Genomic DNA, 16,493 nt, shown 5'->3' on the forward strand with positions numbered 1-16,493 from the left:
TCGTCATGACCCAACCACGGCGGAAACGCGGTCGACCGGTTCCCCCGAAGTCGCGGGCGGGCCCGCGGCGCGGCGGCCGGAGAAGCGGCGCATGAGTGGTTCGTCCACCCAGTGGTAGATCGCCGCCGCCGCCGCCGTCGCGACGATCAGGCTCAATGCGGCGAACCCCAGCCAGCCCAACAGGCCGAACTGTCTACCGCCGATGAACAGCCGGGTGATCAGCACCATCACCGGGAACTGGATCAGATAGAAGGCGAAGGAGATATTGCCGAACCACACCATTCGGGGCGAAGCATTCAGCCCGCGCATACCGGCCAGATCCCGCGCGGCCAGCGTCGCGACCACCGCGGTCATCGGCGCGAGCAGCAGCGCCGACATTTTGTAGTTCACCGGAACCACCCAGGTGGCGGCGAAGGCGACGGCCAATGCCAGCAGCGGCCAAGTCAGCCGCGTATTGCGCCAACGCCCCTCCAGCACCAGCCGCGCGGCGAACACCCCGAGGAAGAATTCGGGCAACCGCGACAGTGGAAATGTGTAACTGAGCCAATAGGCCGGAGCGACAGGGATATCCGGCTGGGCGAACCACGCCGGTGACGCGTGCAACTCGAAGTATGGCGATACATCCCCCGGAACAAGCCGTGGCGCAAAGGCATTCTCGATGCCCTTCGGTCCGGGAACCCACAGGAAGTATGCCGTGTGCAGCGCGAGGATCACCACGAGCAGCCCCGCCATCACCCACCACACCCGATCGCCGCGAATGCGCCGCACCACTGGCAGTGCGAGCGGAAAGCTCAGGTAGAACAGCATTTCCGCGACCAGTGACCACGATGGCACATTGAGCCCGCCGACCGTCGTCCACTTCGGCACCCAGGTGTGGATCAGCAGTACGTTCGGTACCCAGACCACCAATCTGGACAGCGGCACACTCGCGATCACGATGAACGCCACCGTCGCCACCAGATGCGTCGGGTAGATCTTCAGCACTCGCCGCCAGTAGAAGCGCGGCACCGAATTCCCCGGCCGGAACGACCAATAGATGATGAATCCGGAGAGCACGAAGAAGAACGTGACCCCGGCCGCGCCCAACTGCATCGGCATCACCTGATGGATATGCCGGAACAACTCGGACTTCTGAAACGGATAGACCGGCAGAAACACCAAGGCGTGCAACAGGAATACCGCGAATGCGGCCCACCACCGCGCTCCGGTCAGCGAAGGCAGGGCGGGCCGCTGCTGGGTCACTTGCCGTACCGCTCGTACAGCGCTCCTGCGACCACCGAATCACCGTGCGCCGAGGGATGGAACGGAATCCCGACCAGATCCGCACGCGGATCGAGCGCACCGTTCAACCATGGCTGCGCCGAACACAATCCGTGCCCGGCGGTCACCGCCCTGGAATCGAAGAATTCGATCCCGAGCTGCGCCGCCGCGTCCCGCTGCGCCGCATTGATGCGATCCAGATACTGGACCAGCGCCGCGCCCCTCGGCTGTACGTACTGTCCGACGCCGAGCACGCTGATACACGCGAAATCCTGCCCGGCCGGGAACAGTTCGGGATAGCCGACCAGCACGATCTTCGCCTGCGGCGCGTAATAGCGCAGATATTCGACCACCTCGCGGATGCGCTGGGCATAGTCACTGCCGGATACACCCCGATAGTCGGTGATCCGACCCTGTTCGGCCGCCTCCAGCCCACATCCGTCGGCGAGGTTGAATACGCATGGGATCAGCGAGGTCCACAGCGTGGTCCCGCTCGCGCCCCAGTTGTCGTTGAGCCCGAACTGCACTGCGATCAGCTTGGTTCGCGGGCCGAACGCACCCGCCTTATCGGCATTGATGGCCTCCTGAACCAGCGAATAGCCCCGCTCGGTCTGAATGGCCGCACCGGAGCACGACGCGTCCACGAAGTCCGGACTACCCGCGACACCCATCAATTGGCTCAGCTGCGTCGGCCACGAGGCGGGTCCGCGCAGACACTCCTTCGCATCCACTTCCCATCGGAAGCCGTTGGCGGTGAAGGAATCTCCGAGTGTCACCAGGGCACTGCCCGGTGCCGCGGCCGGAGCCGCTTGCGTTGCCGCGGGCACCCAGGCCGCAGCAGCGACGCTCGCCGTAATCGCCCCGAGCCACCGGGCGCAACGACGAGAAAGCTTGCTGGTCAAAACGATCACTCCGCTATCAGTAGCCTGCGCGCGGTTCGAATCCGGGCGCGGTCAATGTGGGTGCTGGCTTGGCCGGTTCCGGCTGCGCCGCCGGTGGCGCCTGCGGTGCCGGCTGCGCTGCCGGTGGCGCCTGCGGTGCCGGTGCCACTTGCGGCTCCGGCGCGGGCGGCGCCAGCGATGCCGTCTCCGGCGCGGGCACCACTTGCGGAGCGGGCGCAGGGGCCTCGGGCGCACTGCTCGACGGCGCGACCGCGCTGGTCGGCGCCACCGCGGTCGTCGACGCACTGGTCGGGGTGTGATCGCCATGCGATTCGGTCCCGCTACTGCATGCGGTGGCGCCGAGAAGCACCGCACCGCAGGCGAATACGGCGGCGAGACAAACCTTCAACACGTTCCCCGTTCTAGAGATCAGGAGTAGCAGCATTTCAGTCCAGCCCGGAGAGTACAAGCCGAGTCGGACCCGTATGGCATCTTTCACCGAATTACCTGCCCCGCCAAACCCCCATTTCCAGTGTCTGGCGCATCGTGTATCGCACTGCGAGCCAGTCAATTCCGCGATGTACCGCACCACGCACCACACATGCGCCCAGGTCCGCGCGATTGCCAGTTCCGAAACGAGACCATGGCTGCTAGCGTTCAGTCTCGAAATAAGACCAAATTCGAGAAGGTGTCGCATGAGCCCGACCAGCCTGCAGACCGACGAGTTCACGGCCTTGAGCCGCATCCTCGACGACCGGTGGACCTGCCGACAGTTCGAGACCGACCAGATCCCCCGCGACACCATCGAGGCCCTACTGCGGCTGGCCCAGCGCACCCCCTCCTGGTGCAACACCCAGCCCTGGCAGGTCGTCGTCACCGAAGGCGCCGGCACCGACCGCTTCCGCGCGGAACTTCTCGAACACATCGCGACCGCGACGCCGGAACCGGATTTCGCATTTCCCGCGCAATACACCGGCGTGTACCGCAATCGCCGACGCGAATGCGGACTGCGACTCTACGACAGTGTCGGCATCGCGAAGGGCGATCACGCGGGCACCATGCGCCAGGCCCGGCGCAACTTCGAACTCTTCGACGCCCCGCACGTCGCGATCATCACCACCGAGGCCGATCTCGGCGTCTACGGCGCCATCGATTGCGGCCTCTACATCGGCACCTTCCTACTCGCCGCCCAGAGCCTCGGCCTCGGCGCCGCCCCGCAAGCCGCCCTCGCCTCGTACTCCCCCTTCCTACGCACCTATTTCGATCTCCCGGAGCACCGCCGAGTGGTCGCCGCCATCTCCTTCGGCTATCCGAATCCGACCCACCCGGTCAACGCCTTCCGAACCACCCGCGAAGCCCTCGATCAGGTCACCACCTGGCACACCGCCTGACCCGCACAACGAACGCCGACGAGAGCCCGCCCCGGCGTGGAGCCGAGCCCTAGAAAACCAGCCACCACACCGACCGCCGCCCAGCCACGACACCCCACCGAAAAGACCCGCCTCAGTGCACAATCGAGCTGCCGCATACCGAATGAGCTCCTCGCACAGGGCACAACCTGCGAGGCGCTCATTCGGTATGCGCGAGCCAAATCCGAGGCGGTCAACCCGCCTGACGTCCGGGCGTCTCCGCCATTCCGGGGCCGGGTTCCGGTGTGATATCCCGAGCGGTGAGTTCGGCGCCGCAGCAATCGCATTGGAGGGAGACATGCGCCTCGCCGGTGCACCCGCGGTGCCGGTATGCGACCGGCGGCCCGTCGGGGGCCATGTATGTATCACCCCAGTCCCGGATCGCCATCAGGATCGGGTAGATATCGTGGCCCTTGGGCGTCAGCCGGTACTCCTCGTGCGCGCCGACGGCCGCCTTCTGCTTGACCAGGATTCCGTGTTCGATCAGCCGGTCGAGGCGATCCTGTAGCCGACTCCGAGAGATACCGAGCGCGCTCTGGAACGCGTTGAAGCGCCGCACGCCCGCGAACGCGTACTTCAGGATCACCAAGGTCCAGCGGTCGCCCAGGATCACCAGGGGCCGCGTGATCGAACACGGCTCATCGGCAAGTTCCTCGTAGCGCACCTGTCGATGCTACCGATCGGTCGTTGCCCGGCGGCGGCTTTCCCCGCCGCTCCTCAGCCCGCCTCCGCCGAATACGCGACCATCGGATCAGCGTCCTGCAACGGCGGCACCTGTTCTCCATCCAGCACCTTGCGCATTCGCTCCGAATCCAATTGCCCCTCCCACTTCGCCACCACAAACGTCGCAACGCAATTGCCGAGCAGATTCACCGTGACCCGCATCGAATCCATCAGCCGATCGGCCCCGAGCAACAGTGCGACCGCCGCCACCGGAATCGACCCGTGCCCGATGGCGGTGATCGTCGCCGAGAGCGCAAGGAATGACGACCCCGGAACCCCCGCCATACCTTTCGAAGTCAACATCAACACGCCGACCGCCGTGATCTGCTCCCCGAGACTCAGATCCACACCGAGCGCCTGCGCCAGGAACAGCACGCAGATGGACAGATATAGCGTCGCACCATCGAGATTGAACGAGTACCCGGTCGGTATCACCAGCCCGGTAGTGGCCCGCGAACATCCGGCCTCGGTCAGCTTGATCATGATCCGCGGCAGCACCACCTCGGTCGACGCGGTGCCGAGCGCGAGGAACAGCTCATCCTTGATGTATTTGATGAGCTTCCACAGGCTCACACCCGCGAAAACCCGCACCACCACCGCGAGCACCAGTAGGAAAAGCACCGCCGCCCCGTAACAACAGGCGATCAGCTTGCCGTAACTGCTCAGCGCGGAAAGTCCGTACTGCCCAACGATATAGGCCATCGCCCCGAACGCACCGATCGGCGCCAATTTCATGATCCAGCCGATGATCGTGAAGAAAATCTTCCCGATATGATCCACAGCCTCCAGAATCACCGGCGGCACTTGCTTGCCCACCCCGCCGACTGCGTCGGCCGCCATCCCCGAGCGCTCCCCGAACTTGGCCAACGCCAACCCGAACAGCACCGCGAAGAACAACACCTGCAGCAGCGCATTCTCCGCAAATGCCGAAATCACCGACGCCGGAATAATATTCAGCAAAAAGTCGACGGTATGCGGCAGCTCGCCGTTCTTGGTGGTCTTCGCGATCTTCTCCGCACCGGTCACCAACGTCTGCGCGTCGACATGAAATCCCGCCCCCGGTTCTACGAGATTGCCCACCACCAGACCGAACAGCAGCGCGAAGGTCGTGATCACTTCGAAGTAGACCAGGGCCTTCACCCCGATCCGCCCCACCGCCTTCATATCTCCCACATGGGCGATGCCGAGTACCACCGTGCAGAAGATGATCGGCGCGATCACCATCTTGATCAGCTTGATGAACCCATCGGCCAGCGGTTTGAGATCCGCACCGAAGTCGGGCCACAGCTTGCCGACCAGAATTCCGGCCACGATCGCCACCAGCAGCTGCAGGAAAAGCGAACGGTACCAAGGCGGTTTGCGCACCGGGTCTGTCGATGCGGCGGATTCGATCGTCACGCTCATGCGCGCAACGTACGAGCGATGCGTATCACCAAAGTTTCAACAATATTGCTGAGCGGAAACCCGATCGATATATGCCCGTCACCCCAGGTCGGACGCGGAGAACATTACGAACGAAAAGCGGGCCCCGGGAAAATCCCGAGACCCGCTTCCGCTACTGGATTTACAGCGGAATGTTCTTGTGGTGGCTCTTGCGCACCGGCGCCGCCGCCAATGCCGCGGCAATGGTGCTGCGGGTCTTGGCCGGGTCGATGACCTCGTCCACCACACCGATCGCGATCGCCCGCTCGACACCACCGGCGATGCGCTCGTGCTCGACCGTCAGACGCTCGTGCAGCGCCGCACGCTCGTCCTCCGGCGCGGCCGCAAGTGCCTTCTTGTGCAGGATGCCGACCGCGGCCTTGGCACCCATGACGGCGACCTCGGAGCCGGGCCAGGCGTACACCGCGGTCGCGCCCAGCGACCGGGCATTCATCGCAATGTAGGCGCCACCGTAGATCTTGCGGGTCACCAGCGTGACGCGTGGGACGCGGGCCTCGGCGAACGCGTGCAGCAGCTTGGCACCGCGGCGCACCACACCCTCCCACTCCATGCTGACACCCGGCAGGTACCCGGGCACATCGGTAAGCACCACCAGCGGAATACCGAACGCGTCGCACAACCGCACGAAACGCGCGGCCTTCTCGGCACTTTCGGAGTTCAGACAGCCACCGAGGCGAATCGGGTTATTGGCCAGCACACCCACGGTGCGCCCGCCGAGCCGTCCGAGACCGGTGACAATGCTGCGCGCGTAACCACCCTGCAGCTCCTCGAACGAGGACTCACCGTCGACGTTGTCGAGCAGCTCGTGGACGATCGGCTTCACGTCGTAGGCGCGCTTGGCCGACTCCGGCATCATCGCCTTCAGGTCGACGTCACCGTGTGCGGCGGCGATCAGATCGAATTCGCCCTGCTCGGCGAACATCGATACCAGGCGACGACCGCGGTGCAGCGCATCGGCCTCGTCATTGGCCACGATGTGGGTGACACCGGACTTCTTGCCGTGCGTCTCCGGACCACCGAGGGTCGCCATATCGACCTGCTCACCGGTCACACTGCGCACCACATCGGGACCGGTCACGAAGACCCGCCCCTCCGGCGCCATGATCACGATGTCGGTCAGCGCCGGACCGTAGGCGGCGCCACCGGCCGCGAAGCCGAGCACCACCGAAATCTGCGGTACCAGACCCGACGCGCGGACCATGGCCTCGAAGACCAGCCCGACCGCGTGCAGCGCCTCGACACCCTCGGCCAGGCGAGCGCCGCCGGAATGCCAGATGCCGACTACCGGAATGCCGGAGTCGATGGCGGTATCGATCGCGTCGACAATGTGCTTGCAGCCCTCCACGCCCATCGCGCCGCCCATGACGGTGGCATCGGAGCAGTAGGCAACGGTGCGGACACCATCCACCTCGCCGATCGCGGCCAGCACGCCGGACTTGTCGCGCGGGTGCAGCGGCAGAACGGTTCCTGGGTCGAAGAAGCGTTGGAGCCGACCGAGCGGATCACGCGGATCGGTCGCAGTTTCTGGTCGAAACGCGGGAGCCACAATTGTCATCGCGTTTTCTCCTCACCTCAAGGCAGTGCGCCGCTACCGCGGCTGCGTATGTCGAACACCGGTGGGGTCGACCGACTTTGGCGTTGGTCGACCCCACCGGGATCGTTGTGCAGTCAGCCAGTCTGTGCGGTCAAGCCCCGGAGGCGGCAGCTTGCGCAACCATGTCGGGGCTCCGCACAGACTGAATCGGTTACCGAGCGGCTATGCCCGACCGAAGGCGAGCGCGACATTGTGCCCACCGAAACCGAACGAGTTGTTGATCGCGTACTCGATCTCCTGGCGGCGAGCCTCGCCGTGCACCACATCCAGATCGATCTCCGGATCCTGGTTTTCCAGGTTCAGCGTCGGCGGCACGAGGCCGTCCCGGATGCTGAGCACGGTGAGCACCGATTCGAGCGCACCGACGGCGCCGATCGAGTGCCCGAGTGCCGACTTCGGCGCGTACACCGAAGCGTGGTTGCCCACGGCCTTGTTGATCGCGTTCGCCTCGGCGGTGTCGCCGATCGGAGTCGCGGTCGCGTGGGCATTGATGTGGGTGATGTCCTTCGGCGTCAGACCCGCGGTCTGCATCGCCCTGGTCATCGCCCGTGCGGCACCGTCGCCCGTGGGGTCCGGTGCGACCAAGTGGAAGCCGTCGGAGGTGATGCCGGCGCCGAGCAGCCGCGCGTGGATCGTCGCACCACGTGCCTTGGCGTGCTCCTCGGTCTCGATGACCATCAGCGCACCGGCCTCACCGAAGACGAAACCGTCGCGATCCTTGTCGAACGGACGCGAGGCCCCCTTCGGATCATCATTGCGGGTGCTCATCGCGCGCATCATGGTGAATGCCGCGATCGGCACCGCATCGATGAAACCCTCCACGCCACCGGTGACGACCATATCGGCGTCACCCATGACGATCATTCGCCATGCATTGGCGATGGCCTCGGAGCCCGATGAGCATGCCGAGACCGGAGTGACCACTCCTGCCCTGGCCTTCAATTCGAGGCCGACGACGGCCGACGGACCATTCGGCATGACCATCTGAACTGCCAGCGGCGAAATCTTGCGATAGCCACCGTTCTTCAGCTTGTCGACCGAGTCGATGAGCGCATCACCGCCACCGAGTCCGGTACCGATCGCCACACCCAGACGCTCCGGGTCGACCTCGGGGCTGCCCGCGTTCTGCCAGACCTCACGACCGAGAACGGTCGCGAGCTGCTCGACGTAGGCCATGCGCCGACATTCGACACGGCTCAGCAGGGTGTCGGGTCGAACCTTCAGGTGACCGCCGATGCGGACCGGAAGGTCGTACTCCTCGACGAAGGAATCCTCGAGAACGTCGATGCCGCTCTCGCCGTTGAGGAGTCCCTTCCACGTCGCATCGACATCACCAGCGATCGACGTGGTCGCCGCCAGGCTTGTAACGACGACGTTGGGGAAGTTCCCGTTCAAGGTGGAAGGAGTGGTCACAGTGTCGGCCCTACTCGGCGTCGAACTTGGCCTTGAGCTCCGCGGCCGCGTCAGCGTTCTCGGCCTCGAGCTTCTGGATGTAGGCGACAGCGTCGCCGACCGTCTTCAGGCTGGCCAGATCCTCGTCCGGGATCTTTACGCCGTACTTGTCCTCGGTCTGAACCGCGATCTCGACCATGGACAGCGAGTCGATGTCCAGGTCATCGACGAAGGACTTCTCGATCGTCACTTCGGAGGGCTCGATACCGGTCACCTCTTCGATGATCTTGCCGAGTTCCTCGACGATTTGTTCCTGGGTCAGAGCGGCCACTTCGTGGCTCCCTTCTTATCTACTTTGTAGGGCTTCACTGTTGTTTTTCGAATCGAGCGGGCCGATGGTTACCGCCTGCTCGGTCACGATCGTGCATTTGGTTACACAATCGCCGGGGGAAAGCTAGCCGGAAGTACTGAGCCCGGCCAACGCGGGGAGGTCTTCGGGGGTCTTCAGGGCCATGGTTGGCGTGCCCTTCATCTCCCGTTTTGCGATACCGACGAGCGTGCCCGCCGGTGGCAGCTCCGCCACGGCTGAAACCGCCGCCTGTCGCACGGTTTCGGTGCACAGATCCCACCGGACGGGCCGGGTGACCTGCGCCGCGAGCTTAGCGACCGCATCGGCACCCGAGGCGACCGGCTTGCCATCGAAGTTCGAAAGCAGGGTCCGGGTCGGCTCGTTCGGCGTGATCTTGGCTATGGCATCCGTCACAGCGTCCTGAGCCGGGGCCATGAACGCGGTGTGAAACGCCCCCGCGACGGGCAGCGCACGCACCCGCGCCTTCTCGGGCGGGTCAGCGGCGAGTTCCGCCAGGGCGGTCAAACGTCCGGCGGCCACGATCTGCCCCGCTGCGTTGCGGTTGGCCGGGACCAGGTCGAGTTCTTCGAGCCGCGCGAGCACGGCGGCCTCATCGCCACCGAGCACCGCTGACATGCCGGTCGGTTCCAGCGCGCACGCCTTGGCCATTTCCGCACCGCGGATGGCGGCCAAGGTCACCGCTTCGTCGGCGGAGATGACTCCGGCGACCGCGGCGGCGGCGAGCTCACCGACCGAATGTCCGGCAACGATGGTAGCCGCCGGAAGCGACTCCGGCTCGATTTCGGCATAGGCCAGCAGGGCCGCGGCCACGACGAGTGGTTGGGTCACGGCGGTGTCGGTGATCTCCTCAGCCGTCGCGGTGGTGCCGAGACGGAGCAGATCCAGGCCGGAGGCCTTGGACCAGATGGCGAGGCGATCGGGCGCGCCTGGAAGGTCGAGCCAAGGCGCGAGCATGCCGGGTGTCTGGGACCCCTGTCCAGGGGCGAACAACGCGATCACACCTCTAAGAGAACACTGTGAGGTGCGCCGCACGAGATGTCGACGCGAATGAACCTTTTTGCTCGCTTTTGTGGGGGTCCCACAAAATCCCATGTGGCGTGTCCCGATCGACCGGTTCGCCGAATCCGTTACAGCCCTTCGTTACCCGTCGAGTATTGAGTGACTTCTGGGACAGGTGTTGACGGTTCGTTACGGGTTCGTGTCAAACGACCCACTGTTGCAGCGATCCGGAGTACATACGCATCCCTCGGATTCATCGGATCGCGGCCCGTGATCTCGGCTATCCGTTTGAGGCGATAGCGGACCGTATTTGGATGAACGTACAGCTGCCGGGCACACGTCTCGACAGCGCCACCGCCGTCCAGATAGGCCTCGAGTGTGTCCGCCAGCGAGGAACCCGCGGCGGCCAACGGAAGGACAAGATACTCGTTCAACGCGTCGATCGCAGCTCGATCGCCCAGCAGTGCGCGCTCGGGCAGCAATTCCGCCGCATGCACCGGCCGCGGGGCCCCGCGCCAGCCGACCACCGCCTCCATTCCGGCCAGCGCCTCCACCGCGCTGGCATGTGCCGCGCCGAGAGTCCGCATGGTCGGGCCGATCACCACCGGACCGTCGGAGAACACCTCGGCCAGCAGATCCGCGAGAAATGGTGAGGCATAAGAGGTATCGCCGAGATTTCCGCTGACCACCATGACCAGTCGCGAGCCCTGGACGACGGCCAGCGCCGCGCGGCCGTGCCGCGCCGCGATGGTGTGCACCGAACCGACCATCGATACGCCCTGATCCCCCGGCGGGGTGCCGACCAGCACCGTCGCCGGTGCGGTGGCGTCCCAGTTCAATGTCGCGGCCCGCGAGAGCATGTCCGGACCGGAATCGCCGCGCACCACGGCATCGACGACGAGCGCCTCCAGTCTGGTATCCCACGCGCCACGCGATTCCGCAGCGCTCGCGTACACCGAGGCGGCCGCGAAGCCGAGCTCACGCCCGTATCGCAGCACCGCCTCGGTGAGCGCGACCAGCTGCCGGTCATTGCGCGCGAGCGCGGGCAGCCATTGTTCGAAGAACTCCATGGCCACGCGGACCATATCCACGGTCTGGCGCAGCGTCAGCCGCCGCGCCAGATCCTGCGGAATCACTTGGAAGGCATCCAGGCTGAACCGGATATCGCTTTCCGGGTCCTGCAGCCATTCCAGGAAGTTCACCACCGCGGTCTGCACCAGCATCTGCACGCCAGCGCGCTGCGCGGCGTCCAGATCGGCGAAGAACGGCAACCGATCCTGCATGGACCCGACCGCCTCGGTGGAGAGGCGTCCGGAAAACTGCTTCACGCGTTTGAGCAGCGTGTCCGGAAGCGGGTCACGGGTTTGCCGGTTCGGTGAGAGTGCGCCCGTCGGCAGATACACCTCGTGCTCGGAGGAGCCTTCGGAGATCCGACGCGGCCGCGGCGGTTTACGTTCCACCATCCAATCGTCCGCTATGCGAGTTCATCTTCGGTGCCGGGAGCCGACTTCGGCGCGGCGTCGACATCATCGATGCGGTACTTGACCGCGGCCTCGGTGGCCTTCGCGGGATCGATCTTGCCGGTCCGTGCCAGTGCGGCCAGCGCGGCGACCACGATCGATTGCGCATCGACGTTGTAGACCCGGCGCGCGGCGGGACGGGTATCGGAGAAACCGAAACCGTCCGTGCCGAGCGTGGTGAAGTCGCCGGGAACCCACTTGCGGACCTGGTCCGGCACCCCACGCATCCAGTCCGTCGCGGCCACGTACGGACCATCGACCCCGGCCAGTGCCTGGGTGACATACGGGACCCCGGCGTCGGTGCCCGGATTGCGCAGCTGGGCGATCTCCTTGTCGAGGGCCTCCTTGCGGAGCTCACCCCATGAGGTCACCGACCAGACATCGGCCTGCACGCCCCACTCCTCGGCGAGCAGCGCCTGGGCCCGCACGCCGTCGGGCACCGTGACGCCCGAGACCAGGATCTGCGCGCGCACACTGCCCTCGCCGCCGCGCTTGTACAGGTAGATGCCCTTGAGCAGTCCGGCGATATCGAGATCGTCGGGCTCGGCGGGCTGTACATACGGCTCGTTGTAGAGGGTGATGTAGTAGAAGATGTCCTCGCCGCCGAACTCGCCCGCGGACCCGTGCGGATGCGTACCGGGCAGTGCGCCGGGACCGGGCTGCGGGGTGCCGCCGCCGTACATCCGGCGCAGGCCGTCCCGCACGATGTGCGCGATCTCGAAGGAGAACGCGGGATCGTAGGTGACCACGGCCGGATTGGTGGAGGCGAGCAGCAGCGAGTGGCCGTCGTTGTGCTGCAGACCCTCACCGGTCAGCGTGGTTCGCCCGGCGGTTGCGCCGAGTACGAAACCGCGCGCCAATTGATCCGCGGCAGCCCACAATCCATCGCCGGTGCGCTGGAAGCCGAACATCGAGTAGAAGATGTACAGCGGGATCATCGGCTCGCCATGAGTGGCGTAGGAAGTGCCCGCCGCGGTGAACGACGCGGTCGAACCGGCCTCGTTGATGCCCTCGTGCAGAATCTGCCCGACAGCACTCTCTTTGTAGGCAAGCATCAATTCCGCGTCGACGGAGGTGTACAACTGCCCGTTGCGGTTGTAGATCTTCAACGAAGGGAACCACGAGTCCATACCGAAGGTGCGGGCCTCGTCCGGAATGATCGGCACGATCCGCTTGCCGATCTCCTTGTCCCGCAACAGCTCCTTCATGAGCCGAACCAGGGCCATGGTGGTGGCCACGTTCTGCTTGCCGGAACCCTTGCGCACCGACCGGTACGCCTCGTCGCCCGGCAGTTGCAGCGGCTTAGCCGCCGCGCGCCGTTCGGGCAGGAACCCGCCGAGCGCCTTGCGACGATCGAGCATGTACTGGATCTCACGCGCCTGCATACCCGGGTGGTAGTACGGGGGCAGATACGGATCCTTCTCCAGTTCGGCGTCGGAGATCGGAATCCGCTGCAGGTCACGGAAGTCCTTGAGGTCCTGCAGGGTCAGCTTCTTCATCTGATGCGTGGCATTGCGGCCCTCGAAATGCTTGCCGAGGGTGTAGCCCTTGATGGTCTTGGCCAGGATCACCGTCGGCTGACCCTTGTGCGCCATCGCGGCCGCGTAGGCGGCGTAGACCTTGCGGTAGTCGTGACCGCCGCGCTTGAGGTTCCAGATGTCCTGATCCGAGAGGTCCTGCACCAGCGCCTTGGTCCGCGGGTCACGGCCGAAGAAATGGTCACGGACGTAGGCGCCGTCATTGGCCTTGTAGGTCTGGTAGTCGCCGTCGGGGGTGCTGTTCATCAGATTCACCAGCGCGCCGTCGCGGTCGGCGCCGAGCAGCGCGTCCCACTCGCGACCCCAGATGACCTTGATGACGTTCCAACCCGCGCCGCGGAAGAACGACTCCAGTTCCTGGATGATCTTGCCGTTGCCGCGCACCGGCCCGTCGAGACGCTGCAGGTTGCAGTTGATGACGAAGGTGAGATTGTCCAGACCCTCGTTCGCCGCCACCTGGATCAGTCCACGCGACTCCGGCTCGTCCATCTCGCCGTCGCCGAGGAAGGCCCAGACGTGCTGATCGGAGGTGTCCTTGATGCCGCGGTCGTGCAGGTAGTGGTTGAACCGCGCCTGATAGATGGCATTCATCGGGCCCAGGCCCATGGACACCGTCGGGAACTCCCAGAAGTCGTTCAGCAGCCGCGGATGCGGGTACGACGGCAGGCCGTGCCCCGGACCGCCGTGGCTGTACTCCTGCCGGAAGCCGTCCATCCGGTCGGTGCTCAACCGGCCCTCGAGGAACGCGCGGGCATAGATGCCCGGCGAGGCGTGCCCCTGGATGAAGATCGAATCGCCGCCACCGGAGTGGTCCTTGCCGCGGAAGAAGTGGTTGAAGCCGACCTCGTAGAGCGCCGCCGAGGACGCGTACGTCGAGATGTGACCGCCGACACCGATTCCGGGACGCTGCGCCCGATGCACCATGATCGCCGCATTCCAGCGAATCCAGGCCCGGAAGCGTCGCTCCACCTCCTCGTCGCCGGGGAACCACGGCTCGTTCTCGGTGGGAATGGTGTTGACGTAGTCGGTGGAGGTCAGGGATGGAATGGCGACCCTACGCTCACCGGCGCGTTCCAACAGCCGGAGCATGAGGTAACGCGCGCGGCCCGGACCTTCCCGGTCGAGCATGTCATCGAACGATTCGAGCCATTCGGAGGTTTCCTCCGGGTCGATGTCCGGTAGGTAGGACGCCACCCCTTCGCGGATCACCCGCACCCGCCCGCCGGTCGGCGGCACGTGCGATCCGTTCGGATCGCCGGGCGCGGAGTTGTCACCAGCGGATTTCGCTGGTGCGGAAGAGTGGATCAGGTCGGTCAAATCTGCTCCTCGTACAGGGGTGAACAAGCTGATGGGCGTCTGTTTCCCCGGATGGGCACGCTTGGTTGGCGGACCACCCGTCTACGTTAGGTTCGGGCGCACCTCCATCCTTGCGGAAGATGTGGCCCAGGTCATCATGTCAGGGGCATCTACAGTACGGTTCCGCAGGGAACGTGAGTCGAGTACCGCCGACAATAAAGAGGAGCCGGGAGGACGATGAAGGTGCTGGACCCACGCGGGTTCGGAGCGGTGTGCGCGGCAGCGGCGGTCGTGATCGGCCTTACCGTCGCCGGGTGTGCGAAACACGTTGACGGCGTTGCCAATCCGAATGCCTCGGAACTAGCCGCCTACAAGACCGAGGCGGCCTCGTCCTCCGCGGCGGCCACCTCCTCGCGCAAGGCCGCGGCACAGGCACAGGCGATCAGCGACAACTGTGGTCAATTCCCCACAACTACCGGCGTCGGCGTCTCGAAGTACAACGAGTTCATAGATGCCCATGATGCGAACGCGCCGGACTACAACGCCAAGCGCGATACCGCCGCCAAGACGCTCGAGGACGCCGCAACCAAGGTCGAGACCGGCGTGAACAACGCCAACGGCGCGCTACCGGCCGACCTGCAGGCGAAATTCACCGAATACGTCGCCGCCGCCCGGCAGCTGGCCGCCGAAACCCGCAAAATGACCTACACCGCGCCGGTCGGCGCGCTCAACGACGCCAGCAAACGGGTCAACGACGCACGCAATGCGGTCAAGGACGCATGCCCGAAACGCTGATTCATCCCACGAACCGAGTGCGGGTGGCGATAATCGGTCGATGGCACGAGGTTGTCATGCGACATTCCGTGGGTATTTCCTCCGATCAGCTTGCGCTCGAGGCGATAACCATGTTCGCTTGCAACTAACTATTGTCTGGAGTTGAGGAGGACACCACCGTGGTCGCCGCGGCGGACGCGCAGAATTACGCTCAGAAGCTTGGCATTACACACGGCATGGTTGTCCAGGAGCTGGGCTGGGACGAGGACACCGACGACGACCTGCGAGCCGACGTCGAAGAGGCCAGCGGCGGGGAGATGGTCGACGAAGACTCCGATGAGGTCGTCGACGCCGTACTGCTGTGGTGGCGTGAAGGCGACGGCGATCTGGCGGATGAGCTGATGGAAGTCATCAGCCCGCTGGCCGACGAAGGCTTCATCTGGGTACTCACCCCCAAAACCGGGCAACCTGGTCATGTCGATCCGAGCGATATCGCCGAAGCGGCGCCCACCGCGGGTCTGACGCAAACGTCGGCGATCAGCCTCGGTGCCTGGTCCGGCAGCCGCCTCGTGCAGCCCAAGGCACCCTCGAAACAGCGCTGACCGCTTCGCTATGGTTTCGCCGGGCGGTGTTCCCACCGCCCGGTGCAGCCCGACACGATGGAGGATCAGTGATGCCACTCGAGGTTGGCCCGCTGGAAATCGGCACTGTCGCGCCGGATTTCACGCTCAGGGACCAGAACAACCAGGACGTCACGCTCTCGGACTACCGCGGCAAGAAGAACGTGCTGCTTGTGTTCTATCCGCTCGCCTTCACCGGGATCTGCCAGGGCGAGCTGTGCAAGGTGCGCGATGAGCTGCCCAAGTTCCAGAACGACGACGCGGAGATACTCGCCATCTCGGTCGGCCCGCCGCCCACCCACAAGATCTGGGCCGCCGAACAGGGCTACATCTTCCCGCTGCTGTCCGACTTCTGGCCGCACGGCGCCGTCGCCCAGTCCTACGGCGTCTTCAACGAAAAGTCCGGCTACCCCAACCGCGGCACTTTCGTCGTAGACCGCGACGGCGTCATCCGTTTCGCCGAAATGAACGGCCCCGGCGAGCCCCGTGACCAGGCGGCTTGGGAGAAAGCGCTCGCCGCGCTAGAGTCCTAGACCGGCCCGTCGGTAACCCACCGACGGATCCCGGGCGTATAGCTCAGTGGTAGAGCTCTGGTTTTACACACCAGCGGTCGGGGGTTCGAACCCCTCTGCGCCCACAAAGAACACCGAGATAGACCTTGTTTTTCATGGGGC

At 65.1% G+C, this 16,493-nt stretch carries 15 protein-coding genes and 1 tRNA gene; 6 read left to right on the forward strand and 10 right to left on the reverse strand.

Translation table 11 applies throughout. The annotated features are described in order from the left end of the window. Positions 1-3 precede the first annotated feature (3 nt). Complete coding sequence (locus ACWEO2_RS22380) at positions 4-1,242, reverse strand: acyltransferase family protein (RefSeq protein ID WP_452407082.1); 1,239 nt, start codon at positions 1,240-1,242, stop codon at positions 4-6. Beyond that, positions 1,239-2,162, reverse strand: a complete 924-nt coding sequence (locus ACWEO2_RS22385) for an SGNH/GDSL hydrolase family protein (RefSeq protein ID WP_452407083.1) — start codon at positions 2,160-2,162, stop codon at positions 1,239-1,241. Before ACWEO2_RS22385 ends, ACWEO2_RS22380 begins: the two co-directional genes overlap by 4 nt. Positions 2,163-2,230: 68 nt before the next feature. Between ACWEO2_RS22385 and ACWEO2_RS22390 the strand changes: the two genes are divergently transcribed. Further along, positions 2,231-2,461, forward strand: a complete 231-nt coding sequence (locus ACWEO2_RS22390; RefSeq protein ID WP_452407084.1) for a hypothetical protein — start codon at positions 2,231-2,233, stop codon at positions 2,459-2,461. A 375-nt stretch (positions 2,462-2,836) separates the two neighbouring features. Further along, a complete protein-coding gene (locus tag ACWEO2_RS22395; RefSeq protein ID WP_452407085.1) occupies positions 2,837-3,532 on the forward strand; it encodes a nitroreductase in 696 nt (231 codons plus the stop codon). Positions 3,533-3,743: 211 nt separating this feature from the next. Here ACWEO2_RS22395 and ACWEO2_RS22400 read toward each other — a convergent pair whose 3' ends face one another. The 8 genes from ACWEO2_RS22400 to aceE all read right to left on the reverse strand — a co-directional run bounded on the left by ACWEO2_RS22400 (position 3,744) and on the right by aceE (position 14,365). Next, positions 3,744-4,214, reverse strand: coding sequence for a winged helix-turn-helix transcriptional regulator (locus ACWEO2_RS22400; RefSeq protein ID WP_452407086.1), 471 nt, complete (start codon positions 4,212-4,214; stop codon positions 3,744-3,746). Positions 4,215-4,267: 53 nt separating this feature from the next. Beyond that, the gene (gene dctA, locus ACWEO2_RS22405; RefSeq protein WP_452407087.1) at positions 4,268-5,677 is read right to left on the reverse strand and encodes a C4-dicarboxylate transporter DctA; all 1,410 of its coding nucleotides are present in this window, start codon (positions 5,675-5,677) and stop codon (positions 4,268-4,270) included. A gap of 160 nt (positions 5,678-5,837) precedes the next feature. Then, positions 5,838-7,271: an acyl-CoA carboxylase subunit beta gene (locus tag ACWEO2_RS22410; RefSeq protein ID WP_355185776.1), complete on the reverse strand. Its 1,434-nt coding sequence runs from the start codon at positions 7,269-7,271 to the stop codon at positions 5,838-5,840. Between the two features lie 201 nt (positions 7,272-7,472). Next, complete coding sequence (locus ACWEO2_RS22415) at positions 7,473-8,723, reverse strand: KasA/KasB family beta-ketoacyl-ACP synthase (protein WP_354959745.1); 1,251 nt, start codon at positions 8,721-8,723, stop codon at positions 7,473-7,475. Positions 8,724-8,733: 10 nt separating this feature from the next. Beyond that, a complete protein-coding gene (gene acpM, locus ACWEO2_RS22420) occupies positions 8,734-9,033 on the reverse strand; it encodes a meromycolate extension acyl carrier protein AcpM (protein ID WP_014982996.1) in 300 nt (99 codons plus the stop codon). Between the two features lie 123 nt (positions 9,034-9,156). Next, positions 9,157-10,071 carry an ACP S-malonyltransferase gene (locus tag ACWEO2_RS22425; RefSeq protein ID WP_452407088.1) on the reverse strand — a complete coding sequence of 305 codons (915 nt, stop codon included), beginning with the start codon at positions 10,069-10,071 and terminating at the stop codon, positions 9,157-9,159. A 128-nt stretch (positions 10,072-10,199) separates the two neighbouring features. Then, positions 10,200-11,534, reverse strand: coding sequence for a PucR family transcriptional regulator (locus ACWEO2_RS22430; protein ID WP_354959743.1), 1,335 nt, complete (start codon positions 11,532-11,534; stop codon positions 10,200-10,202). Positions 11,535-11,545: 11 nt separating this feature from the next. Continuing rightward, positions 11,546-14,365 carry a pyruvate dehydrogenase (acetyl-transferring), homodimeric type gene (gene aceE, locus ACWEO2_RS22435; protein WP_452407158.1) on the reverse strand — a complete coding sequence of 940 codons (2,820 nt, stop codon included), beginning with the start codon at positions 14,363-14,365 and terminating at the stop codon, positions 11,546-11,548. A gap of 297 nt (positions 14,366-14,662) precedes the next feature. Between aceE and ACWEO2_RS22440 the strand changes: the two genes are divergently transcribed. From ACWEO2_RS22440 to ACWEO2_RS22455, 4 genes are all read left to right on the forward strand, one after another. Then, positions 14,663-15,220 (forward strand): hypothetical protein, encoded by a 558-nt coding sequence (locus tag ACWEO2_RS22440; protein ID WP_452407089.1) that lies wholly within the window; start codon positions 14,663-14,665, stop codon positions 15,218-15,220. 158 nt (positions 15,221-15,378) lie between these two features. Next, positions 15,379-15,801 carry a DUF3052 domain-containing protein gene (locus ACWEO2_RS22445; protein ID WP_040688342.1) on the forward strand — a complete coding sequence of 141 codons (423 nt, stop codon included), beginning with the start codon at positions 15,379-15,381 and terminating at the stop codon, positions 15,799-15,801. A gap of 71 nt (positions 15,802-15,872) precedes the next feature. Further along, a complete protein-coding gene (locus ACWEO2_RS22450; RefSeq protein ID WP_452407090.1) occupies positions 15,873-16,352 on the forward strand; it encodes a peroxiredoxin in 480 nt (159 codons plus the stop codon). Positions 16,353-16,384: 32 nt separating this feature from the next. After that, a tRNA-Val gene (locus ACWEO2_RS22455) sits at positions 16,385-16,456 on the forward strand. The last annotated feature ends 37 nt before the right edge of the window (positions 16,457-16,493 follow it).

Source organism: Nocardia sp. NPDC004278, assembly GCF_053602975.1.

Bases quoted from the DNA above. Each gene is read 5' to 3' on its own strand.
- ACWEO2_RS22440 (WP_452407089.1), top strand. From the start codon at position 14,663: ATGAAGGTGCTGGACCCACGCGGGTTCGGAGCGGTGTGCGCGGCAGCG.
- ACWEO2_RS22430 (WP_354959743.1), bottom strand. From the start codon at position 11,534: ATGGTGGAACGTAAACCGCCGCGGCCGCGTCGGATCTCCGAAGGCTCC.
- ACWEO2_RS22395 (WP_452407085.1), top strand. From the start codon at position 2,837: ATGAGCCCGACCAGCCTGCAGACCGACGAGTTCACGGCCTTGAGCCGC.
- dctA (WP_452407087.1), bottom strand. From the start codon at position 5,677: ATGAGCGTGACGATCGAATCCGCCGCATCGACAGACCCGGTGCGCAAA.
- ACWEO2_RS22410 (WP_355185776.1), bottom strand. From the start codon at position 7,271: ATGACAATTGTGGCTCCCGCGTTTCGACCAGAAACTGCGACCGATCCG.
- ACWEO2_RS22450 (WP_452407090.1), top strand. From the start codon at position 15,873: ATGCCACTCGAGGTTGGCCCGCTGGAAATCGGCACTGTCGCGCCGGAT.